Consider the following 22,231-nt stretch of genomic DNA (forward strand, 5'->3'; position numbering starts at 1 on the left):
TTTCGGACAGCGCTGTTTCGTCGACTTGATCGTCAGTTCGACTATCAAGGGATAGGCTGCAGAAGCTTGCCGCTCGCTCTCGGCTACGGGCCTGCTTGCCAAATGTCGCCATGCCGCCCATACACGGCTTGGGCAATCGCCTCGCCCGTTCGCCACCTGCCAGGGATACTGTCCGATGTCTGCGACGCCGTGGTCAAAGCCGTGACGGATTCTTCCATGCCATCTCTCGCCAGCCTGGGCTGGACGGATTTTTTCGCTGATCAGCTCGAGCCCGACGACGCCGATCTCGTGCCGACGCGGATCGCCACCGTCCACCGCGATCGCCTGACCGGCCTGTCGCAGGCAGGGCCGGTCGATCTGACGCTGCCGGCGCAGGCGAACACCGGTGACTATGCGGTCGGCGACTGGGTGCTGGTCGATGGGCATGAACACCTTGTCCAGCGCCGCCTGTCCCGCAAGACGGTGTTGGAACGCCGCACCCAGGGCGGCAGGGTGCCGCAGCTTGCCGCGGCCAATGTCGACACGCTGTTCATCGTCACCTCGTGCAATGCCGACTTCAATCCCGCCAGGCTCGAGCGCTACCTGGCGCTGGCCAATGAAGCCGGAACGACGCCGGTGATCCTGCTGACCAAGGCCGATACCGCTGAAGACGCCGAGACCTATGAAAGGCAGGCTGCCGCGTTGCAGCGCGGATTGCCGGTCGTGATGCTGAACCCCCGCACATCGGATGCGGCAACCGCCCTGGCTGCCTGGTGCGGTGTCGGCCAGACGGTGGCGCTGATCGGCTCCTCCGGCGTCGGCAAATCGACGCTGGTCAACACGCTGGCCGGATCGGCGCAGCAATCGCCGCAACAGACCGGAGGCATTCGCGAGCACGATTCCAAGGGACGCCACACCACCACGTCGCGATCGCTGCACGCCATTGCCGGCGGCGGCTGGGTGATCGATACGCCGGGCATGCGGACTTTGCAGGTCAGCGACGTCGCCTCCGGCATCGACACGCTGTTTGCCGAAATCACCGAGCTCGCGCCGCTCTGCAAGTTCCGCGACTGCACGCATGTGCATGAGCCGGGCTGCGCTGTGCAGGCTGCCTTAAAGGCCGGGACGCTCGATCCGGAGCGCCTTGCCCGCTGGCGAAAACTGTCCGACGAGAACCAGAACAACACGCCGGTTCAGAGCGGCCCCCGCGGAGCCAAGTCTCCCGGCGGTCGCGGGAAGAGGCGTTGAACGGTTGGGGTTGGTCTGGCCTCGGACTAGAGCCGCGCCGTCCCGAAAACCCGATCCCAGAATATCGACGTCACGCCGAAATTGGCGTTTTCGTCGACATGATGATGCACGGCGTGTCGGCGCTTGAGCGTGTAGAGATAGCTCGGATGGGCGGGGTGCCAGTGATGGATCATGTGGTGGATGCTGATGTACCAGAGGTACCCCAGCATCAGCCCGCAGCTTACCGCGCTCGCGGTTGCGAAGTCCGAGACCACCCAAACGGGCACAAACGCGATCAGCGCATGCACCCCGAGGCTGAGCCAGGTCGGGGTGCCCACCGAACTGCGCTCCTCGACATGGTGACGATCATGCAGGTCCTTGATGTAGGGAATATGGTGAAGAACGAACCTGTGCAGCACATACTCGATCAGCGTCCAGAGGCCTAGACAGGCGAGGACCGTGCCGATCCAGCCTGGTGCACTCTCTTCGCCGGCCTCGAGCAGCCCGGCCACTGCCAGCACGGCGATTACCAGCGGATACACGACGAAGTCGCTATAGTAGCCAATAAGACCGAGTTGCATCGTCACCTAGCCTTCGAGCCGCCAAATAAGCGATGGTATCAGATTGCCGGACTCGCGGGTGAGGTGCAATGCAGACGAACCTGACATAGCGTCGCAATCCCTAGGTGCAAGGTTCGCGTCAACGATTCAAGGACCATCGGCAGGCTGCCGGCTTCGCAAACGGACGTATCACAATGGCAAAACGCAGTGCGGGATTGCTGATCTATCGCCGCGGCGACGGCGATCTCAGGGTGTTGCTGGTTCATCCGGGCGGACCGTTTTGGGCGAAGAAGGACGACGGTGCGTGGTCGATACCGAAGGGCCTCATCGGCGAGAACGAGGACGAGTTGGCGGCAGCGCAGCGCGAGACCGAGGAAGAGCTCGGCATCAGGGTCGATGGGTCCTTCACGCGTCTCGGCGACTACAGGCAACCAGGCGGAAAGATCGTCATGGCCTGGTCTGTCGAGGCGACCGCCGACATTGATGTCGCCGCCATCACGAGCAACATTTTTACCATGGAATGGCCGCCAAGGTCGGGATTCCTGAAGGAGTTCCCGGAGGTGGACAGAGCGGGCTGGTTCACCTTGGCCGAGGCCGAGGTGAAGATCCTCAAAGGGCAGCGCCCGATGCTGTCGGACTTTGCCAGGCAGCAAGGCGCCGGATGATCCGCGGCCCTCAGTACGGCAGGCCGACATAGTTCTCGGCGAGCGCGGTCGATGCGGCACGTGACTGCACGAGGTAGTCGAGTTCGGCCTCCTGGATGCGCTGGCCGAACTCGCCGGTGTCTGGAAAGCGGTGCAGCATCGTCGTCATCCACCAGGAGAAACGCACCGCTTTCCAGACCCGTGCCAGAGCCTTGCCTGAATAGGCGTCGATGCCGGCCGTTGACTTGTCGCGATAGAAATCGTGCAGGCCGGCAAAGAGATAGCGCACGTCGCTGGCGGCGAGGTTGAGGCCCTTGGCGCCGGTCGGCGGCACGATGTGGGCGGCATCACCGACCAGGAAGAGCCGGCCGAAGCGCAGCGGCTCGGCAACGAAGGAGCGCAGCGGCGCGATCGATTTCTCGAAGGACGGTCCAGTGACGACATTTGCCGCCGTCTGCTCCGGCAAGCGGCGGCGCAACTCGTCCCAGAAGCGCTCATCCGACCACGCCTCCACGCGATCGTCCTGCGGGCACTGCACATAGTAGCGGCTGCGATGCGTCGAGCGCATCGAGCACAGCGCAAAACCCCGCTCGTGATTGGCGTAGACCAGTTCGCGGTCGGCTGGCGGCACCTCGGCCAGCACGCCGAGCCAGCCGAACGGATACCGCCGCTCGAAGATTTTTAGCGCACGCTCGGGCACCGATTTGCGGCTGACGCCATGATAGCCGTCGCAGCCGGCAACGAAGTCGCAGTCGATGCGATGCGTGACGCCGTCCTTGTCATAGGTGGCGAAAGGCGCGGTGCCGTCGAAATCGTGCAGAGCGACATTTGCCGCCTCGTAGATCGTGGTCAGCCCTGCCGCGTCGCGCTTGTCCATCAAATCGTGCGTCACCTCGGTCTGGCCATAGACGGTGACATGCCTGCCGCCGGTCAGCGCCTCGAGGTCGATGCGATGCAAGCGTCCGTCGAAGGCGAGCGAGATGCCAGTGTGCGGCAGCCCTTCGGCATGCAGCCTTGCCGCCGCGCCGGCCTGTTCCAGCAATTCGACGGTGCCCTGTTCGAGCACCCCTGCCCGCACGCGGCCAAGCACGTGCTCGCGGCTCGCACGTTCCAGAATGACCGTCTCTACGCCGATGCCGGCCAGCAGTTGCCCAAGCAGCAGCCCGGACGGCCCGGACCCGATGACGACGATTTGCGTGCGCATCAGTGGCCGAGACTTTCGACCTGTGCGGCCAGTTCGGCGGCAAGGCGCAGCGACGCGGCCGTTGCGACGACCATCTGCGGCAGCAATAGCCACTCCAGCGTCCAGGCAGCACCCGACCGCTCCTGCTCATGCACGAGCGCGTGATGCATGCCGGCAAGCTGCGTGGCGTTGAAGCGGGCAAGCGCCACCAGCGCTTCGGCCTTCACCGGGTTCTTCTTGTGCGGCATGGCCGACGAGCCGCCGCCACTGGAAAGCTCGATCTCGGTTCCACCTTGCGCCAGCAGCGCGATGTCCTGGCCGAACTTGCCGAGGCTGCCTGATACCAATGACATCAGGCCGGCAAAGTCGGCGAGCGCGTCACGCTGGCTGTGCCACTGCGGTGCGTCGCCAAGACCAAGCCTGGCGGCAAGTGCCGCGCGCACCGCCGGCCCCTTGTCATCAAGCTTTTCCAGCGTGCCGGCGGCACCGCCGAATTGCACCACCAGCAGACGCCTGGACTGCTCGGATAGCCTCTCCTGATGCCGTTGCAGCGGCGCCCGCCACACCCTGACGCGATCGGCCACTTTGATCGGAAGCGCCTTCTGCATGCGCGTCATCCCGGTCAGCGCCCTGCCGCCAAAACGCTCTTTGAGCGAAGCGAGGCGTATGACGGTTTCGGTCAACAGCAGATCGAGATGCTCGACGACGGATTTCAGCCGAAGCATCAGGCCGGTGTCGATCACATCCTGGCTGGTCGCACCGAAATGCACTTTCCGGCCATGCGGTTCGCCGACCGCAGCCCTGATCTGGCGCACCAGCTCCGGCACCATGACGCCGTCCTTGGCGACCCCGGCTCGCAGCAGAGCCGTGTCCGGCCGGAAGGTGCCAAGCGCCGCCACGATCGCTGCCCCGGCATCCTTGGGGATTATCCCGTTATCGGCCTCCGCTTGCGACAGCGCCTGTTCAAAGGCCAGCATGGCCTCGATTTCCGCCTCAACGGAAAAATGCCTCGCCGCTTCTTCGTCGCCGAGAAGAGCGGAGAGCAGCGGATGGTCGAAAGGCGATACAGTCATGTCACAGGCCTCCTGAGCATCAGCTATCGAAGAAGACCGTTTCCTTCTCCCCCTGGAGATGGACATCGAAGATGTAGGTATCGCCCTTGCGCTCGGCGATTAGCGTCGGCACGCGGACGCGGTGCTCGATGCGTGCCAGGATCGCATCCCCGGCATTGGCCTTTTCCTCGTCGGAAAAATACAGCCTTGTGTGCAGGCCGAGATTGATGCCGCGGGCGACGATCCAGAGCGTGATATGCGGCGCCATCAGGCGACCATCGTTGAACGGGACGCGGCCAGGCTTGACCGTCTCGAACGTGCAGAGGCCGGTGTCCATATCGGTCGGGCAACGGCCCCAGCCGAAGAAATTCGGATCGGCAGCACCACGCAGTTCGGCCGGCGAATTGTAGAGCCCATCCGCATCCGCTTGCCAGATCTCGATCAGCGCGTCCTTGAGCGGCGTGCCGGTGCCATCGAGCACCCGGATGCGCAGGCCGATGCGCTCGCCCTTGGTCTTGTCGTTGACCATGGTGGCGCCGAGATCACTGGGATAGACGCCGCCGATGCCGCAGAAATTGGGTGTCAGCCCGATATGAACGTAGGGTCCGGCGGTCTGCGAAGGGCTTTCCCTGAGCCGGTCGAGCGACTGGGCCATCAATTGCCCTCCAGCCTGTTTTCGAACAGCGACGCGCGGCGCCCGCGCAGCACGATGTCGAACTTGTAGGCGCGCGCGTCGAAGGGGATCGTCGCTTGCATGTCGAGCGCGGCGATCAGCGTCTCAACGGCTGCCTTGTCGGGAATGCCGCGCGCGATCGGGCACTGCCAGATCAGCGGGTCGCCCTCGAAATACATCTGCGTGATCAGCCGCTGGGCAAAGCCGTGGCCGAACACCGAGAAATGAATGTGCGAGGGGCGCCAGTCGTTCGGCCCATTCGGCCAGGGATAGGGTCCAGGCTTGACGGTGCGAAACGCATAGCCGCCGTCCTCGGTGGTGAGGGCTCGGCCGCAGCCGCCAAAATTCGGGTCGAGCGGCGCCAGATAGCCATCCTTCTTGTGGCGATAGCGGCCGCCGGCATTGGCCTGCCAGAATTCGAGCAGCGCGCCGGGCACGCCAACGCCTCGCTCGTCGAGCACTCGGCCATGGACGATAATCCGCTCGCCGAGCGCGCTCTCGCCGGGCCTGGCGAAATTGTGGATCAGGTCGGCGTCAAGTTCGCCCAATATTGCGTGGCCGAAAACGGGGCCTGCAATCTCCGACAGCGTGTTGTCGAAGACGAGGGGGGCTTTTTGCGGCGAGCGCAGCATCGAGGTCTTATAATTCGGCGTCAGAGCCGGCGGATGCCAGGTCCGATCGCGCCGGAAGAAGGCGCCGGTCTCGGGCCTCGTCGAGCCGGACTCAGCGGGCATTCCTGGCTCCGTCCATTTCCGAAAACACGTCCTTGGCTATTCTGAAGGCACGGTTGGCGGCCGGCACGCCGGCATAGATGGCGACATGCAGGAACGCCTCGCAGACGTCGTCGCGCGAAGCACCGGTGTTGACGGTGGCGCGCACATGCATGGCGACCTCCTCATCATGGCCGAGTGCGGCGAGCAGCGCCAGCGTGACGATCGAACGCTCGCGCTTGGTGAAGCCCGGCCGCGCCCACACGGTACCCCAGGCGGCCTCGGTGATCAGTTCCTGGAAAGGCTGGTCGAAATCGGTGGCGGCGACCTCGGCCCGGTCGACATGCCGGTCGCCAAGCACGGAGCGCCGCACCGCGAGGCCGGTGCGATATCTGGCTTCGTTGCCGGGGACTTCATCCATGGGTTTCGGCTCCAGGGGCAAGCGATGCGATAAAATCGCGGATCAGGGCGACCAGCGCCTCTGGCTGTTCGACGCAAGGAATGTGCCCGGCGTCGCGGATGATTTCGAAGCGCGCGCCGGGGATCAGCTCGGCCAGGGAGCGGACAAGATCGGGAGGCGTCGAGCCATCCTGATCGCCGGCGACGCAGAGCGTCGGCACCGCTATGTGGCGTGCGGCATCGGTGAAATCCGCATCGCGAACGGCCATGCAAGTCCCGACGTAACCGGCAAGCGCTTGCCTGGTCATCATGTTCCAATAACCGTCCAGCTCGGCCAGACGCGCCGCGTGGAAGGCGGGGGTGAACCACACTTTGAGCACGCCATCCGCAACGGCCTGGATGCCCTTGCTTTCGACCGTCGCGATGCGTGTGTTCCAGCTGTCTGTCGTGCCGATCTTGTGGGCCGTGTCGCAAAGGATCAGGCCTTCGACCATTTCTGGGCGCCGGCGATAGAAGCCTTGTGCGATCAGGCCGCCGACCGACAGGCCGCACAGCACGACCTTGCTCAACCCGAAATGATCGACGAGCGCCGAGAGATCGTCGACATGATCGTCGATCGATCTGATGTCGCCGATATCGGACAGCCCATGGCCGCGCTTGTCATAGACCAGCAGCGGCATTTCACCATCGAGCGCCGAGACAATTTCGTCCCAGACCCGGAAGTCGGTGCCCAGCGAATTGATGAATATGATCGGGCGTGCATTGCCGGCCGCCTTGGTGTGGCGATGGTGCAGCGTGATGCCGCCGATGGTGACGAATGGCACGGTTTTGGTCCTCCGCCTCCACATTGCACAAGGCGTTTGGTTCGGTAAAATGATATTTTGCGTCGTTTCATTAACTCATGGGTTATCAATCCATGTCCCATAGCCGCATCCGGTTCCGTCACCTGCAGGCATTCCTGGAAGTTGCGCGGCAAGGAAGCGTGGCGCGAGCGGCCGACTTGCTGCATGTCAGCCCGCCGGCGGTGACCAAGACATTGCGCGAACTGGAAGAGGCGCTGGGGGTGGCGGTGGTGGAGCGCGACGGCCGCGGCATCCGACTGACGCGCATCGGCGAAATCTTCCTTCGCCATGCCGGCACGGCGATCACGGCGCTCAAGCAAGGCGTCGATTCCGTCCGGCAGGACGGAGCGGTCAACCGGCACCCGATCCGCATCGGCGCGCTGCCGACGGTCTCGGCGCGGGTGATGCCGCTCGCCATGACCTTGTTCCTCAAGGAGAGCGCCGGTGCGGCGATCAAGATCGTCACCGGCGAGAATGCGGTGCTGCTCGAACAGTTGCGAACCGGCGCACTGGATCTCGTCGTCGGACGGCTGGCGGCGCCGGAGAACATGACCGGCTTCTTCTTCGAGCACCTCTATTCCGAACCGGTGCTGTTCGTGGTGCGGGCGGGACATCCGCTGCTCGATCCAGGACAGGATGTGTTCGCACGGCTCGACGAATTCCCGATGCTGATGCCGACGCGGGAATCGGTCATCCGCCCCTTCGTCGACCGCCTGTTCATCACCAACGGCATGACGGCGCCGGCAACCGAGATCGAAACCGTCTCGGACTCCTTCGGCCGAGCCTTCCTGCGGCAGAGCAATGCCGTCTGGATCATTTCGGCTGGCGTCGTTGCCAACGAACTCGGCAGCGGCGCCTTCGTCGCCTTGCCGGTCAACACCGAGGAAACCAAGGGACCGGTCGGTCTGACCATGCGCACCGACACGGCGCCCTCGCCGGCCTTCTCCATCCTGCTGCAGACCATCCGCGAAGCAGCAAAGCAAAGCAGTTGATGCGGCTCAGATTGGCGATCAGGCCGCCTGCGAAGGCGTGAAGCGAACGCTTGCGGATCGCATCTGCCCAGGCGCCAGCACGATGCAACCGGTGTCGATGCCTGCTTCACCCGTGCGGTTGAAGGCGTCGGTGATGTTGCTGACCGGCTCGGCGCAAAAGAATGGCTCGCCGGGCGGCGTGTAGAGGACGAGGAAATCGAGCGGCGCCTCGGCCTCGATGTCCAGTTGCCGCCCACGCTCCGGCCAGGAGATCCGGGCACGGCGCGTCCATCCGGTGAAGACCGTGTCGAAGTCCGTCTCCGACACGTCGAAGCCGGTGGTAGGATTGGAGCCAGCGGGCGGCAGGACGTGCCGGGTGGGCAGGATTTCCGCATCGGTCTCCCACATGCCGGATACCTGCGCCTGGACATGTGTCCACGGTGTCGACGGGAAATAGGGATGGAGGCCGAAGCCTGCCGGCATCGGCATGTCCGAGAGATTGCGCAGCGAAAGGGCAATGATCAGCCCGCCATCGACCAGCGAGATCGCTTGCCTTGCCTCATAGCTCCACGGCCAGGAATCGGCGGCATGGCGATAAGATAGGAGGGTGGTGCTGGCTTCGTGCCGGACGACTGTCCATGGCCGACGCCAGCCATGGCCATGCTCATGATGCGGATCTTCCGGGCTGGTCGGCAGTTCGACGGTGCGGCCCGCGAATGCGAAGCGCCCGCCCCTTATGCGATTGGAATAGGGAACCAGCGGGAAGCAGGCCATGGCGCCGGCATCGCGGCTGTCGATCGCCGCCTGATCCGCAGGACGCAGCCAATCCACGACGGATCCGTTTTGCCGCCAGCGATACGACGCCAGCGCGCCGCCGGCGGCCGGGGCAATCTCTACAGTCGCAATGCCATCGCTGATCGAGACCAGCTCTTGATGCCGCTCGGCAACGGCAGCGGAATTCTTTGTCACCGGCATTCCCCCTCCCTTGACTCCAGTCGCAATGCCGATAAGACATATCATATGAATAGTATGAAGAATAAGAAATCTTTCAGCACGGCGCGCACGTCGAGGGTTGCGGTCGCGGTCTCCAGCGGCTCGACGGCGCTGCATGCGACTGTCGTCGAGCAGATCGGATTGCGCATCGTGCAAGGCGATTTCCTGCCCGGCGAGGCACTGCCCAATGCCGACGATTCCAGCGAGATGCTGGGGGTCAGCCGCACGGTGCTGCGCGAGGCGATCAAGGTGCTGGCCGGCAAGGGACTGGTCGAATCGCGGCCGAAGACCGGCACAAGGGTGCGTCCCCGTGCCGACTGGAATTTCCTCGACCCGGACGTCCTGTCATGGCGCTACGCAGGCGGCGTCAGCGCCGACGATGTCCGGGCGCTGTTCGAGCTGCGCCGAGCCATCGAGCCGATGTCGGCCGCACTTGCCGCGCAACGCGCCACGCCGGCGCAGATTGCCGAGATCAATGCCGCGCTGGCCGAAATGGAAGCGGTGGTTGACGACGGCGACCGCTTCGCCAAGCCCGATCTTTTGTTCCATCAGACCATCCTGCGCATGACCGGCAATGAGCTGATCGGCTCGCTGGCGGCACTGGTCGAAACCGCATTGGTGATGAGCTTTCGCCTCTCCAACGACAATCCGGACGGGCAGCGTCATTCTTTGCCGCTGCATCGGGAAGTGGCCGAAAAGATCGCATCCGGCGACGCCACTGGTGCGCAAAACGCGCTGCTGGTGCTCATCGACAATGCCGAGGAAGACGTGCGCCGCAGCGTCGAAAGCCGCAACAAGCGCCGCCAGGATCGGGAACAGACATCGTGACCGACACCAAACGCAAGCTGCGGTCCGAGGCCTGGTTCGGCGGTGAGGGCAAGAACGCCTTCATGCACCGCAGTTGGATGAAGAACCAGGGCATCCCCGCCGACGCTTTCGATGGCCGCCCGGTGATCGGCATCTGCAACACCTGGTCGGAACTGACCCCATGCAATGCCCATCTGCGGGCGCTGGCCGATCACGTCAAACGCGGCGTCTATGAAGCGGGCGGCCTGCCGCTCGAATTCCCGGTGATGTCGCTCGGCGAGAGCAACATGCGCCCGACCGCCATGCTGTTTCGCAATCTGGTCAGCATGGATGTCGAAGAGTCCATCCGCGGCAACCCCATCGATGGCGTCATCCTGCTGGTCGGCTGCGACAAGACCACGCCGGCACTCTTGATGGGTGCCGCGTCGTGCAACCTGCCGACCATCGCCGTTTCCGGCGGGCCGATGCTCAACGGCAAGTTCCGCGGACAGGATATCGGCTCGGGCACCCATGTCTGGAAATTCGCCGAGGAAGTTAAGGCCGGCCGGATGCCGGTCGCCGACTTTCTCGCCGCCGAGCAGGGCCAAAGCCGATCTGCGGGCAGCTGCATGACAATGGGCACGGCCTCGACCATGGCCAGCATGGTAGAGGCGCTCGGGATCGGCCTTCCGGACAACGCCGCGATCCCCGCGGTGGATTCGCGCCGTGGCGTGCTCGCCCAGATGGCCGGACGCCAGATCGTCGACCTCGTCCGCAGGGACGTGACAATCGCGCAGATCCTCACCCGGGAAGCATTCGAGAACGCCATTCGAGTCAATGGCGCGATCGGTGGCTCGACCAATGCGGTGCTGCATCTGATCGCCATCGCCAACCGGATCGGTGTCGATCTCAGCCTCGATGACTGGGACCGCCTTGGCCGGGACATTCCAACTATTGTCGATTTGATGCCGTCGGGCCGGTTCCTGATGGAAGATTTCTACTACGCCGGGGGGCTAGCTGCGGTCATGGCGTCGCTTGATGAAGTGGGGCTTCTTCATCGCGACGCCATGACCGTCAGCGCCAAGACCATCGGTGAACTGATCGACGGCGCGCCCAACTACAACAGCGAGGTGATCCGGCCGCTGAGCCAGCCGCTGACCAAGGAAGGCGGCATCTCCATCCTGCGCGGCAATCTGGCGCCTGACGGGGCAGTCATCAAACCGTCCGCGGCAACGCCCGCGCTGATGCAACATCGCGGCAAGGCGGTGGTGTTCGAGAACATCGAGCACTACTACGCCCGCATCGACGATCCGGAGCTGGACATCGACGCCTCCTCGGTGATGGTACTAAAGAATTGCGGACCGCGCGGTTATCCCGGAATGGCCGAGGTCGGCAACATGCCGCTGCCGGCGAAACTGCTGAAGCAAGGCGTCTCCGACATGGTGCGCATTTCGGACGCGCGCATGAGCGGCACCGCCTACGGCACCGTGGTTCTGCACGTGGCACCCGAAGCAGCCGCAGGCGGCGCGCTGGCGCTGGTGCGCGACGGCGATCTTATCGAGCTCGATGTCGCCGGCCGCCGGCTGGAGCTTTTGGTATCGGACGAAGAGCTCGCAATCCGCCGGCGTGACTGGAAGCCGCCGGCGCCGCCGGAAGGCGGCTATCAGAGCCTTTATGTCGAGCGCGTGCTGCAGGCCGACAAGGGCTGCGATTTCGACTTTCTCGTCGGTCGGCGCGATGCCGGCATTCCTCGGCATTCGCACTAGAGAGGCGCGCGATGACGGATGAAATCGGCTATGCGATCTATCCAAGCCTCAAGGGCCGCAGCGTCTTCATAACCGGCGGCGGCAGTGGCATCGGCGAAAGCCTGGTGCGCCATTTCTGCGCGCAAGGCAGCCGCGTCGCCTTCGTCGACATGGCCGAGGAGCCTTCCCGGCGTCTGGTCGACGCGATCTCGGCCGAGGGACATGCCGCGCCGCTGTTCATTTCCTGCGACCTGCGCAACGTCGAAGAGTTGCAGGCGGCAACCGTTCAGGCGATGCAGCACAACGGCCCTATCCAGGCGCTGTGCAACAATGCCGGCAATGACGACCGCCACCAGACCAAGGACGTGACGGTTGCCTACTGGGACGACCGCATGGCGGTCAATTTGCGCCATCAGTTCTTCGCGGCGCAGGCGGTGCGTCCACAGATGAATGCGCTGGGCGGCGGCTCGATCATCAATTTCGGCTCCATCACCTGGATGGTCGGCGATCCGGATTGCCCAGCCTATGTCACCGCGAAAGCGGCTGTTTACGGCATGACGCGGGCGCTGGCTCGCGAACTCGGCCCCGAACGCATCCGCGTCAACTGCATGGTGCCGGGATGGGTCATGACAGAGCGCCAGATGCGGCTGTGGCTGAACTCGGCCGGCGAACGCCAGATCGCGGAAAGGCAGTGCCTGCCCGACCGGCTGCAACCCTCCGATATCGCGCGCATGGCGCTGTTTCTCGCCGCAGACGACAGCCGCATGTGCACGAGCCAGCAGTTCATCGTCGATGCGGGCTGGGTGTGACCCGTACGGCTCCAAGGGAAGAAGGTTAGTATTCATGCGTCTTGTTCAGTTCAGAATGGCCGACGGCAGCAGAGGGGTTGGCCGTGTCTCGGATGACGGCAATCATCTGCACCCGCTCGAAAAGACCGGCAGCGTGCTGGAGCTGGCCGAAGCGGCAATTGCCCAGGGCACGTCGATCGCAGCGCTGGTCGAGAAGCAGACGGGCACAGCGAAAATCGACTACGACCAACTGTTACGCGATGGCCAGGTGCTCGCTCCGGTCGACCATCCGGAACCGGCGCGCTTCCTGGTCACCGGGACCGGCCTGACCCACACGGGAAGCGCCGCCGCGCGCAACCAGATGCATGTTCTGACCCATGGCGAAGGTACCGAGGAATCGGATTCGCTGAAGATTTTCCGTATGGGCCTGGAAGGCGGCAAGCCTGCCGCCGGGCAGATCGGCATCCAGCCCGAATGGTTCTTCAAGGGCGTCGGCACCTGTGTCGTGCCGCCCGGCGCGCCGCTACCGATGCCGGCCTTCGCGCGCGCCGGCGCCGAAGAGGCCGAGATCGTCGGCCTCTATCTCAACGGTCCGGACGGCCGCCCCTATCGGATCGGCTATGCGCTCGGCAACGAATATTCCGACCATGTGACGGAGGGCGAGAACTACCTCTACCTCGCCCACTCCAAGCTTCGCTCCTGCTCCATCGGACCCGAGCTGCTGATCGGTGACCTGCCCGAAGAAGTGCGCGGCCATTCGCGCATCCTGCGCGACGGCACTGTCATCTGGGAGCAGGAGTTCCTGTCGGGCGAAGCGCACATGTCGCACTCGATCGCCAATCTCGAACACTTCCATTTCCGCTACCCGATGCACCGCAAGGCGGGCGACCTGCATGCCCATTTCTTCGGCGCGGCGGTGATGAGCTACGCCTCCGGCGTCAAGACGGCTTCCGGCGACGAGTATGAAATCCAGGCACAGACATTCGGCAAGCCACTGCGCAACCGGATGGTGTCGGTGCCGGACGAGGGACTGGTCGCTGTTACCCAGCTGTGACGGCGCAGGCCCGGAAATTACGGTCCACCAGAACGACAATGGGAGATTAAAAATGGGACTGAAGAAAGCGTTTCTAAGACTAGCGACAATCGGGCTCGGCATCGGCCTGATGACATCGGCGGCGCTCGCCGCGAACCTGCGGGTACTGGCCTGGGACGGCTACGCCGATGCCGACTGGGTCAAGGACTTCACCGCCGCGACCGGCATCGGCGTCGATGTCGTCTTCATCGGCAGCGACGACGAGATCTGGGCCAAGATCAAGGGAAGCGAAGGCCAGGACTTCGACGTCTTCGCCGTCAACACCGCCCAGTTGCAGCGCTACATCAAGGCCGACCTGGTGTCGCCGATCGACGTCACGAAGCTCGCCAACCAGAAAGAAGTGCTGCCGCGCTTCCGCGACCTGACGGCGGTCAGCGGCGTGACCAAGGACGGCAAGGTCTACGGCATTCCGTTCTGCTTCGACTCCATCGGCCTGATCTACGACACGGACAAGGTCAAGCCGGCGCCGACCTCGATGTCGGTTCTGTGGGACCCGGCCTACAAGGGCAAGGTTCTGGCCTATGACAATGGCGAGCACAATTTCTCGTTCACCGCACTGACGCTCGGCTACAAGGATCCGTTCAACCTCAACGAAGAGCAGATGGCGGCGGTCAAGGCCAAGCTGGTCGAACTCAAGCGCAACGTGCTGAGCTTCTACACCACCGCCGACGAGGCGCAGCAGATCTACCAGAACAATGACGTGGCCCTGATCTGGGCCAATTACGGCCAGCAGCAGGTCAAGGCGCTGCAGAAGATCGGCGCCCATGTCGCCTACGTCAACCCAAGCGAGGGCGCGCTCGCCTGGCTCGACAACTGGGTCATTTCCAAGGGTGTCCGTGACAATGCGGCAGCCGAGAAATGGATCGACTTCATGCTGAGCAAGAAGGTCGGCGGCGAGCTTTCCGAGCGCACCGGCTTCGGCAACACGGTGACGGAAACCGGCAGCGCCGGCGGCAACGACAAGCTGGTCTGGCTCAACAATGTCGAGGACCCGCTCAAGCGTTCGGACATGTGGAACGAGGTCAAGGCTACGCCCTGATCTTTCCGCTCTATGCCTTCGAAGGACCCGGCGGTCCGGAGGTTCCGGACCGCCGAAGCGTATGCGAGAGTATTTCATGAACCAGAACACCGACCTCTTGACGCTGCGGTCCGTCTCGAAATCCTACGGCACGGTCCCCGTGCTGCACGACATCGACCTGTCGATCCGGGATGGTGAGTTCCTCACCGTGCTCGGGCCTTCGGGCTCCGGCAAGACCACGGTGCTGCGGCTGATCGGCGGACTGGAACCGCTGACGTCAGGCGAGATCCGCCTGGATGGGCAAGACATCAGCCGCATGCCGATCAACCGACGGCCGTTCAACACGGTATTCCAGGACTATGCGCTGTTTCCGCACCTGACCGTTTCCGGCAATGTTGGCTACGGGCTTTCGGTTCGCCATATCCAGCGCAAGGAAATCGCGCGCCGTGTCGCGGAGGCGCTGGACCTGGTCCAGCTCGGACGTTTCGCCGACCGCTTTCCGGCGCAGCTCTCCGGCGGCCAGCGCCAGCGTGTCGCGCTCGCCCGTGCACTGATCTGCCAGCCGCGCCTGATCCTGCTCGATGAGCCGCTGGCGGCGCTCGACCTCGAACTGCGCAGGCAGATGCAGGTCTTCCTGAAATCCATCCAGCGCGAAATCAAGACCACCTTCCTGTTCGTCACCCATGACCAGGAGGAAGCCATCGGCATGGCCGATCGGATCTGCGTCATGGAGGCCGGCCATATCCGCCAGCACGGCACGCCGCACGACCTTTACTACAGGCCGAATTGCGAGTTCGTCGCGCGCTTCTTCGGCGAGAACAATCTGATGTCCGGAAAACTTGGGCCGGTGCAGGGCGAGCTGCGATCGATCGAGACGGCGCTCGGCCGCCTGGTCTGCTCGATCAGTGACCAGCCGCATTTGAAGGCCGCAGCAGATGGCGCCAGCGCCTACGCTGCGTTCCGTCCCGAGGCCTTGCATCTTGCAGACGCAAAGGACACCGACAACCGTTTTTCCGGCACGATCTCCGACATGGCCTTTGCCGGCTCATCGAGCGTCGCCACCATCGCGGCAGGCCCAGACAATGCTGCGCAACGCTTGCGGCTGCGCGTGCCGAGCCGCATCGACGGCAGCGCGCTCAAATCCGGCGAGGCTGTATCGCTTTCGTTTGCGCCGCATGAAGGCCATCTGGTGCTGGCATGAGCGAAGCCGGCTCGACACTCACTGCGGAAAGACGACTGTCGCTGCTGGTCACGGTGCTGGCGTTTGCCTTGCCGGTTGTCTTCGTCCTGGTGCCGCTGGCGATCTTCCTCGGCTACAGCTTCTTCAGTGTCGACCAGGGCACCATCGTCTACGGGTTGTCCCTGGGCAACTATATCAGGTTCTTCACCGATCCGGTCTTTCTGCCGGTGTTCTGGAACACCATCGTGCTGTGCGTGTCGGTGGCCATCATCTGCATCCTACTTGCCTATCCCGCCGCCTACTTCCTGACGACGCTGAAAGGCCGTTGGCGCTATGCCTTGCTGATGCTGCTGCTGGTGCCGCTGCTGATGAGCTACGTCATCAAGATCTATGCGATCCGCAGCATCCTCGGCCTCAACGGCTTCCTCAACAAGGCGCTGGTGGCGCTCGGCATCCTGCAGGAACCGTCGACGCTTTTCGTGTTCAACATGAACGCCATCCTGCTGACGCTGACGCTACTTTTGATTCCCTTCGCCATCCTGCCGATCTTCCTGTCGCTGGAGCGGATTCCGCAGGTGCTGCTGCGTGCCTCGGACGATCTGGGGGCCAGCAGCTTGCAGACCTTCCTGCGCATCACCTTGCCGCTCAGCCTGCCCGGCGTCGCTTCGGCGGCGAGCTTCGTCTTCGTGCTGGCGATCGGCGATTTCCTGACGCCGCAAATGGTCGGCGGCATCAGCGGCTTCACCTTCGGCCGCATCCTCTACAGCCAGTTCGGCACGGCCTATAACTGGCCGTTCGGCGCGGCGCTGTCGGTGGCGCTGGCCGTCGTGGTGATCGCCGCAATCCTCGTCGGCGAACGCTTTGGCCGCAACCGGGGGACTTCGGTATGAGCGCCCTGCCCCGACTGTCCACGATCTTTCTGGCCGCGATCACGACACTGGTTGCGGTGCTGCTCTACAGCCCGCTGTTCGTGCCGATCGTGTCGTCGTTCTTCACCATTTCGCATGGCTCCGTCGACTGGTCGGCGCCGACCCTGTCGACCTATGTGGCGCTGGCTGAAAACCACGACATACTGGTCGCCTTGCGCACCACGCTGATCGTCGGCGTCTGCACCGTCATCCTGTCGGTGGTCAGCGGAACGCTGCTGGCGCTCTATTATCATGGGCGCCGCTCCGGACGCTCGCTGCTGCAGTTCATCATCTTCCTGCCGTTCCTGATGCCTCCGATCATCAGCGGCCTGGCGCTGCTGATCTTCTTTCGCGAAATCGGTCTCGAACGCTCGCTGCTGACGGTCGTCATCGGCCATACGGTTTTCGTGCTGGCGATCGTCTACCGCACGGTGCTGATGCGGCTGCAGTCGATGAGCCGCACGCTGGTCGAAGCGTCCTACGATCTCGGTGCCACGGGCTGGCAGACCTTTTGGCGCATCATCCTGCCGAACCTGTCGAGCGCCATGGTCGGCGGCGCCATCCTGGCCTTCGCCCTGTCGTTCGACGAGACCATGATCACCATCCTGGTCACCGGCACGCAAAGCACGCTGCCGGTCAGGTTGTGGGCGATGATGCGGCTTGGCTTCTCACCCGACATCAATGCGCTGGTGGCGCTGATCCTGATGTTCACCGTGCTGCTCTGCGTGCTTGCCGCCCGCTTTCTCATCCCCAGACAGCTCGCAACGGAACGGACTTGAGATAGCGGGCAATCGTCATCGGGAGAAGGCGGTCGGGTTGAGGTCGAAGACCCGTCCCCGATTGAGGATGTTTCTGGGGTCAAGGGCTGTCTTCAGCCGCCGCATCGTGGCGATCTCGGCGTCGCTGCGGACCAGATGCAGCCACTTCTTCTTGTCGAGGCCGATGCCGTGTTCGGCCGAAACGCCGCCGCCGGCCGCCGCCACGCCGCGATAGACGATGTCATATGCCGCCGCCGCATCGACCGTGCGGACCTGGTAATGCAGATTGCCGTCGCCGAGATGGCCGAAGAAATAGATGTCGGCGCCGGGATCGACGGCGTGGATGGCTGCGTCCGCCTCTTGCAGGAACGCTCCCATGCGGGCCAACGGGATGCTGATGTCGACGCCGATCAAACCCTTGATCGAAAACAGGACGCGATTGGCGTCCTCCCGCACGTCCCACAGAGCGCGAAACTCGCGCGGCGATTGCGAGACCACCACATCGTCGATGACACCGTCTTCGACCAACTGCATCAACACCTCGGCGAAGCGCTCGCCGTCGCGTTCCGGCTGACTGCCCTGGATCTCGGCCAGCAGATAGACGGGCGAGCCTGCCGGCAGCGGCGCCGGCATAGCCATGCTGGCGACCATGAGGTCATAGAGCGGTGCGAAGTTGACCTCATAGGCGGACAGGAGCGGGCCGAGCTTTTGCCGCAGCAGCCCAAGCAGGGCGATTGCCGCATCGAGCGAAGAGAGCGCGCAGAAAGCGTTCACCTCGGACGCCGGCTTGGGATGCAGCCTGAGCGCGGCGCGGGTGACCACGCCGAGCGTTCCTTCCGTGCCGATAAAGAGCTGACTGAGGTCGTAGCCGGAATTGTCCTTGGGCAAGCCCTTGAGCGAGGTCATCACGCTGCCATCGGCAAGCACGGCTTCCAGTCCCAGAACCTGAGCGGTACATGCCGTAACGCAGCACGCGGATGCCGCCGGCATTGGTGGCGATGTTGCCGCCGACCGTCGCGGAGCCGCGTGCGCCGATATCGACGCCGAACATCAGCCCGGCGCTGTCGGCCGCCTCCTGCACCGCCTGCAGCGTCGCGCCCGCTTCGGCGACGATGCTAGCAGCCTGGCGATCCGGAACGGCGAGGTCGGTCATGCGCTCCAACGACAGCACCACCTCGCCCGGCTGCACACGGGCGGCGCCTGCCAGGCTGGTGCGTCCTCCCTGGACGACAACCGGCTGGCTGAGATCGTTGCAAACCGCCAGCGCTGCCGCGACACCTTGTGTGTCGCGCGGGCGCAGCACCGCTTCGGGAAGCGCCCCCAGCTTGCCGTCGGGATCGTCACGATAGCGCTGATCCACCTCCGGACCGGCGAGCACGCCGCCCGCGCCCAGCCGGTCGCCGAGCGCAGAGAGGAGCTGTTGGATTTCAGGCGACATCGGCCGATCCTATCCATGATCGCCTGCCGGTCAAACGCTCGTCCACGCAAAGCGACGTCGTCCGTGCCCGTGGTAATGCAAAACAGGACAATCGTCCGGTATCGACCACGATGGGATCGTGATCGATACCGGAGAATAGGTAGTCTTACTGAAGTTTCGCTTGCAGGGCGTTGACGTCGTCGGTGGTCATTTCACCGTCGGTCGCCACCTTGCCATCGACGATCTTCCACAGCCGGAACGGGCCGGTGATGTCGCCATATTTGTCGAAGGCGACAGGGCCGATGACGCCTTCATAGCGGATCGGCTTGCCGTCCTTGATCAGGCCAAGCGCCTTGGCGAACTCTTCCTTGCCGGCAAAGATCGGCGTGCCGGCCGGATCGACCGCCTTGTACATCGCGTCCTTGATCTTGGCCGGATCCTCCGAACCGGCAATGGCGATGGCGAGGCCAACAATCGCGCCGGCGTCATAGGAACGGTCGGCTGCCGGATTGGTCGGTTCGATGCCGGAGAATTCCTTGTAGTTCTTGGTGAAGTACTCTGTCGAAGCGGTCGGGCTGGTGCCGGACGAGGTGCCGTAGGCTTCCTTCAGATAGTCGGCGCCGACGGACTCGATGAAATCAGGGCTGTTCATGCCGTCATTGAGGAGGAATTTCTGCACGCCGCCCTGCGAGATCCAGGTACGGGCGACCGTTGCACCGTCGACCGGCGTGCTGACGAGATAGAGCCCGTCCGGTTCGCCGGCCATCGCCGCCGTGACTTCGGAGGCATAGCTCGACTGCTTCTCGTTATAGGGCGTGTCGGAGACGATGGTGCCGCCGAGCGCTTTATAGGCACGCGAGAATTCGGCCACCATGTTGACGCCGAAATCGTTGTTGACGTGGATGATCGACAGTTTCTTGAAACCCTTGTCGACGGCGTATTTGGCGGCGGCGACGCCCTGCAGCGCATCCGAGGTGATGGTGCGGAAGAAGATGCCGTTGGTCTTGCCGTCGCGGCCGAGCGCGGTCAGCGTCGGCGAGGACGAAGCCGGCGAGACCTGGACGATCTTGGCTGGCGCGGTGACGGAGGTCAGGATCGGGATCGACACAGACGAGATGATGCCGCCGATGATGACCGGCACCTTCTTGACCTGAACCAGCTGGGTGGCTGCGTCGACCGCTATGTTGCCCTGGCTCTGGCTGTCGCGCGTATCGGTGACGAGATCGCAGCCGCGCACACCGCCGGCTCCGTTGATGTCGCGGAAGGCCATCTCGACCGACTTGGCCCCGGCCTGACCGTATTCGCCGGCCGGGCCGGTCAGTTCCATGACGAGGCCGACGGTGATCTTGCAATCGGCTGCCTGCGCGGCACCCGCCATCGTGACGAGGGCGAGCGCGGTGGTGAGTTGGAGTATCGTCTTTGTCATTGTTGTTCCCCTTTCGTTACTCGACTGTATTTGAATTCTGGAGCCTGTTCAGCGTTCCGGCACCTGCAGCCAGGTCTCATGCAGATGTCGCCATTCGACGCCGTTGGGCGCCGATGAACTGGTGGTGAAGACGGCGCTCGACTGGCGGCGGCTGTGCTTGCCTGCGCGCAGCTGCGCTTCGACATAAAGGACGACGATGGTATCGGCGTCCTGCCAGCCGGGCCGGATGTCCTCGATCGAAATGGCAAAACCGTCGTCGCAAGAGGCGCGGCTTGAGCGGACATGGTCGACGACCGCTTCGCGATCGAGGACCTGCCCGTCCGGCGCCACCATGCTGAGGTCTTTACCCATGGCGCGTTCGAAGCGGCCGAAGTCCACCGTGTTGGCGCGCGCGGCGACGAACCAGTCGACGAAGAAGCGGTGCAGGTCGATGATTTCGGCGCTGGCGCGTGAAAACAGGGAGGGTTCGCCGCTCATTTCTTCCCCGCATTGAGGTTGTAGTGCATGATCGAACCGTGGCGTCCGTGGCGGTCGCGCTCCAGCGTGTAGACGTCGCCCTCCAGGCCCGTGCCTTGCGCGATGACGGCCGCAATCCGCGCCCGGTCCTCGGCGTCAAGCGCCACGTCCATGATTTTCGCATTGGCAATGGCGTGCGCCTGGTTGCGGGCACCGACGATGACAGCCGCCACTTGCGGCTGTTCCAGCACCCAGGCGCTGGCGATGGTGGCAATGTCGACGCCGTGGCGGTCGCCAATGGCTTTCAGTGCCTGAAGCAGGTGCTGGAACAGATCCCAGCCGCCGAAATCATCGATGATCAGCTTGTATTTGACCAGCGAGCGGTTTTCGAGCGGCGTGGCGGGTTCGGCCGCACCGAGCCATTTGTCGCTGAGGAAGCCGCCGGCAACCGAGCCGTAACAGAGGAAGCCGACGCCGTTCTGTTTTGCGAGTGCCGCCAGGCTGTTGCCCGGCCGCTGGTCGAGCACGGAATACTGCAGCTGTTGACTGACAAGCGGGATGCCGGCGGCGAGGATTTCGGTGAGCCGCGGCGTATCGAAATTGGTGGTGCCGAGATTGCGCACCTTGCCTTCCAGCCGAAGCTCGTTGAGCCAGCCCATCGCCTCGACATAGCGAGGCTGCGCATAGTCCCACCAGTGGAACTGGACGAGATCGAGCCGCTCGGCCTTCAGCCGCCGCAATGACTGGTCGACGATGCCCCTGATGTAGTCGCGGCTGATGCTGGCCAGCCGTTCCAGGTCGGGCACCAGCTTGGTGTGCACCTTCATCCGGGCGGCGACGTCGAGGCCGCGCTCGCTGGCCAGCCGCAGGCGCGCCGCGCCGATGAGCTCCTCGACACCGGTGTAGATGTCGGCGCAATCATAGGTCCAGATGCCGGCATCGAAGGTGGCGATCAGATCGGCAACCGCTTGGCTGCGGTCGATGGCGCCGTGGCCGCCGGCCAGCTGCCAGCCGCCGCGAATGACGCGCGAGATGGTGTAGCCGGGGCCGAGTTCGAAGGTCTTGGCGGTCATGTCAGGTCATCCTCCTTCGGCAGCGGCACCGCTGTGGTCTCGGCGTGGCTGAACCGTCGCTTGGCCACCCTGACAATCCGGAGGCGGCTGGCGCAATTGGGATCGGGACAAGCGATCTCGGCGTCCGATGTCATCCAGTCGTTCGGGTGGGTCGGGCGCTGCTTGGCCGCCAGCAGCGGCAAGACGGCGGCGAGCGAATAAATCGAAAAGCCCTGCCCTGCCGGCATCGACAGCATCTCGCCCTTGAGCTCGAAATAGTCACCGGCCCTGGCGCCGCAATAGATCGGCTTGCCCTCCGGGATGACCACCTCGACGCGAAGATCGAACAGCTCGAAACTGTCGTCGGCCAT

General features: G+C 63.9%; 23 protein-coding genes and 1 pseudogene. 11 read left to right on the forward strand and 13 right to left on the reverse strand.

Annotation, left to right across the window (positions count from 1 at the left end; all coding sequences use genetic code 11):
* Window positions 1-216: 216 nt before the first annotated feature.
* Entirely contained in the window at window positions 217-1,227 is a 1,011-nt protein-coding gene (gene rsgA / locus NKH06_RS06765; RefSeq protein ID WP_031212275.1) for a ribosome small subunit-dependent GTPase A, read from the forward strand.
* A gap of 26 nt (window positions 1,228-1,253) precedes the next feature.
* Here rsgA and NKH06_RS06770 read toward each other — a convergent pair whose 3' ends face one another.
* Window positions 1,254-1,787 (reverse strand): sterol desaturase family protein, encoded by a 534-nt coding sequence (locus NKH06_RS06770; protein WP_023808800.1) that lies wholly within the window; start codon window positions 1,785-1,787, stop codon window positions 1,254-1,256.
* Between the two features lie 173 nt (window positions 1,788-1,960).
* On the opposite strand from NKH06_RS06770, the gene NKH06_RS06775 reads away from it, so the two are divergent.
* The gene (locus NKH06_RS06775; RefSeq protein WP_023808801.1) at window positions 1,961-2,431 is read left to right on the forward strand and encodes an NUDIX hydrolase; all 471 of its coding nucleotides are present in this window, start codon (window positions 1,961-1,963) and stop codon (window positions 2,429-2,431) included.
* Between the two features lie 10 nt (window positions 2,432-2,441).
* Here NKH06_RS06775 and pobA read toward each other — a convergent pair whose 3' ends face one another.
* The 6 genes from pobA to pcaD are packed head-to-tail and all read right to left on the reverse strand — an operon-like array spanning window position 2,442 to window position 7,251.
* Window positions 2,442-3,614: a 4-hydroxybenzoate 3-monooxygenase gene (pobA, locus tag NKH06_RS06780; RefSeq protein WP_023808802.1), complete on the reverse strand. Its 1,173-nt coding sequence runs from the start codon at window positions 3,612-3,614 to the stop codon at window positions 2,442-2,444.
* Window positions 3,614-4,666, reverse strand: a complete 1,053-nt coding sequence (locus tag NKH06_RS06785; RefSeq protein ID WP_352628508.1) for a 3-carboxy-cis,cis-muconate cycloisomerase — start codon at window positions 4,664-4,666, stop codon at window positions 3,614-3,616. Before NKH06_RS06785 ends, pobA begins: the two co-directional genes overlap by 1 nt.
* 19 nt (window positions 4,667-4,685) lie before the next feature.
* Entirely contained in the window at window positions 4,686-5,300 is a 615-nt protein-coding gene (gene pcaG / locus NKH06_RS06790; RefSeq protein ID WP_023808804.1) for a protocatechuate 3,4-dioxygenase subunit alpha, read from the reverse strand.
* Complete coding sequence (gene pcaH, locus NKH06_RS06795; RefSeq protein ID WP_023808805.1) at window positions 5,300-6,052, reverse strand: protocatechuate 3,4-dioxygenase subunit beta; 753 nt, start codon at window positions 6,050-6,052, stop codon at window positions 5,300-5,302. The genes pcaG and pcaH overlap by 1 nt, the downstream gene beginning before the upstream one ends.
* Window positions 6,042-6,449, reverse strand: a complete 408-nt coding sequence (gene pcaC / locus NKH06_RS06800) for a 4-carboxymuconolactone decarboxylase (RefSeq protein ID WP_023808806.1) — start codon at window positions 6,447-6,449, stop codon at window positions 6,042-6,044. The genes pcaH and pcaC overlap by 11 nt, the downstream gene beginning before the upstream one ends.
* Entirely contained in the window at window positions 6,442-7,251 is an 810-nt protein-coding gene (gene pcaD / locus NKH06_RS06805) for a 3-oxoadipate enol-lactonase (RefSeq protein ID WP_023808807.1), read from the reverse strand. Before pcaD ends, pcaC begins: the two co-directional genes overlap by 8 nt.
* A gap of 92 nt (window positions 7,252-7,343) precedes the next feature.
* Between pcaD and pcaQ the strand changes: the two genes are divergently transcribed.
* Window positions 7,344-8,261: a pca operon transcription factor PcaQ gene (gene pcaQ / locus NKH06_RS06810; RefSeq protein ID WP_023808808.1), complete on the forward strand. Its 918-nt coding sequence runs from the start codon at window positions 7,344-7,346 to the stop codon at window positions 8,259-8,261.
* An 18-nt stretch (window positions 8,262-8,279) separates the two neighbouring features.
* Here the strand turns inward: pcaQ and NKH06_RS06815 are convergent, their stop codons facing one another.
* The gene (locus NKH06_RS06815; protein ID WP_352440066.1) at window positions 8,280-9,209 is read right to left on the reverse strand and encodes an aldose 1-epimerase; all 930 of its coding nucleotides are present in this window, start codon (window positions 9,207-9,209) and stop codon (window positions 8,280-8,282) included.
* A gap of 60 nt (window positions 9,210-9,269) precedes the next feature.
* Here NKH06_RS06815 and NKH06_RS06820 point away from each other — a divergent pair, with 60 nt between their 5' ends.
* From NKH06_RS06820 to NKH06_RS06855, 8 genes are all read left to right on the forward strand, one after another.
* Window positions 9,270-10,061, forward strand: coding sequence for a FadR/GntR family transcriptional regulator (locus NKH06_RS06820; protein ID WP_031212276.1), 792 nt, complete (start codon window positions 9,270-9,272; stop codon window positions 10,059-10,061).
* Window positions 10,058-11,785 carry an IlvD/Edd family dehydratase gene (locus tag NKH06_RS06825; RefSeq protein WP_352892580.1) on the forward strand — a complete coding sequence of 576 codons (1,728 nt, stop codon included), beginning with the start codon at window positions 10,058-10,060 and terminating at the stop codon, window positions 11,783-11,785. The genes NKH06_RS06820 and NKH06_RS06825 overlap by 4 nt, the downstream gene beginning before the upstream one ends.
* A gap of 11 nt (window positions 11,786-11,796) precedes the next feature.
* The gene (locus tag NKH06_RS06830; protein WP_352440067.1) at window positions 11,797-12,573 is read left to right on the forward strand and encodes an SDR family NAD(P)-dependent oxidoreductase; all 777 of its coding nucleotides are present in this window, start codon (window positions 11,797-11,799) and stop codon (window positions 12,571-12,573) included.
* Window positions 12,574-12,607: 34 nt separating this feature from the next.
* The gene (gene araD1, locus NKH06_RS06835; protein WP_352772196.1) at window positions 12,608-13,606 is read left to right on the forward strand and encodes an AraD1 family protein; all 999 of its coding nucleotides are present in this window, start codon (window positions 12,608-12,610) and stop codon (window positions 13,604-13,606) included.
* Between the two features lie 52 nt (window positions 13,607-13,658).
* The gene (locus NKH06_RS06840) at window positions 13,659-14,684 is read left to right on the forward strand and encodes an ABC transporter substrate-binding protein (RefSeq protein ID WP_127255164.1); all 1,026 of its coding nucleotides are present in this window, start codon (window positions 13,659-13,661) and stop codon (window positions 14,682-14,684) included.
* 76 nt (window positions 14,685-14,760) lie between these two features.
* Window positions 14,761-15,864, forward strand: coding sequence for an ABC transporter ATP-binding protein (locus tag NKH06_RS06845; RefSeq protein WP_352609327.1), 1,104 nt, complete (start codon window positions 14,761-14,763; stop codon window positions 15,862-15,864).
* Window positions 15,861-16,733, forward strand: a complete 873-nt coding sequence (locus NKH06_RS06850) for an ABC transporter permease (RefSeq protein WP_352609326.1) — start codon at window positions 15,861-15,863, stop codon at window positions 16,731-16,733. Before NKH06_RS06845 ends, NKH06_RS06850 begins: the two co-directional genes overlap by 4 nt.
* Window positions 16,730-17,530: an ABC transporter permease gene (locus tag NKH06_RS06855; RefSeq protein ID WP_128302376.1), complete on the forward strand. Its 801-nt coding sequence runs from the start codon at window positions 16,730-16,732 to the stop codon at window positions 17,528-17,530. The genes NKH06_RS06850 and NKH06_RS06855 overlap by 4 nt, the downstream gene beginning before the upstream one ends.
* Window positions 17,531-17,545: 15 nt before the next feature.
* On the opposite strand, the pseudogene NKH06_RS06860 reads toward NKH06_RS06855, so the two are convergent.
* From NKH06_RS06860 to NKH06_RS06880, 5 genes and pseudogenes are all read right to left on the reverse strand, one after another.
* Window positions 17,546-18,947: pseudogene (locus tag NKH06_RS06860) on the reverse strand (FAD-binding oxidoreductase).
* A 145-nt stretch (window positions 18,948-19,092) separates the two neighbouring features.
* Window positions 19,093-20,352, reverse strand: a complete 1,260-nt coding sequence (locus NKH06_RS06865; RefSeq protein ID WP_127327037.1) for an ABC transporter substrate-binding protein — start codon at window positions 20,350-20,352, stop codon at window positions 19,093-19,095.
* A 48-nt stretch (window positions 20,353-20,400) separates the two neighbouring features.
* Window positions 20,401-20,829, reverse strand: coding sequence for a DUF4440 domain-containing protein (locus NKH06_RS06870; protein ID WP_023808818.1), 429 nt, complete (start codon window positions 20,827-20,829; stop codon window positions 20,401-20,403).
* Window positions 20,826-21,881 (reverse strand): aldo/keto reductase, encoded by a 1,056-nt coding sequence (locus tag NKH06_RS06875; protein ID WP_128302375.1) that lies wholly within the window; start codon window positions 21,879-21,881, stop codon window positions 20,826-20,828. Before NKH06_RS06875 ends, NKH06_RS06870 begins: the two co-directional genes overlap by 4 nt.
* Complete coding sequence (locus tag NKH06_RS06880) at window positions 21,878-22,231, reverse strand: TIGR04076 family protein (protein ID WP_128302374.1); 354 nt, start codon at window positions 22,229-22,231, stop codon at window positions 21,878-21,880. Before NKH06_RS06880 ends, NKH06_RS06875 begins: the two co-directional genes overlap by 4 nt.

This window comes from Mesorhizobium sp. M1342 (assembly GCF_040317955.1).
Lineage (GTDB): Bacteria > Pseudomonadota > Alphaproteobacteria > Rhizobiales > Rhizobiaceae > Mesorhizobium.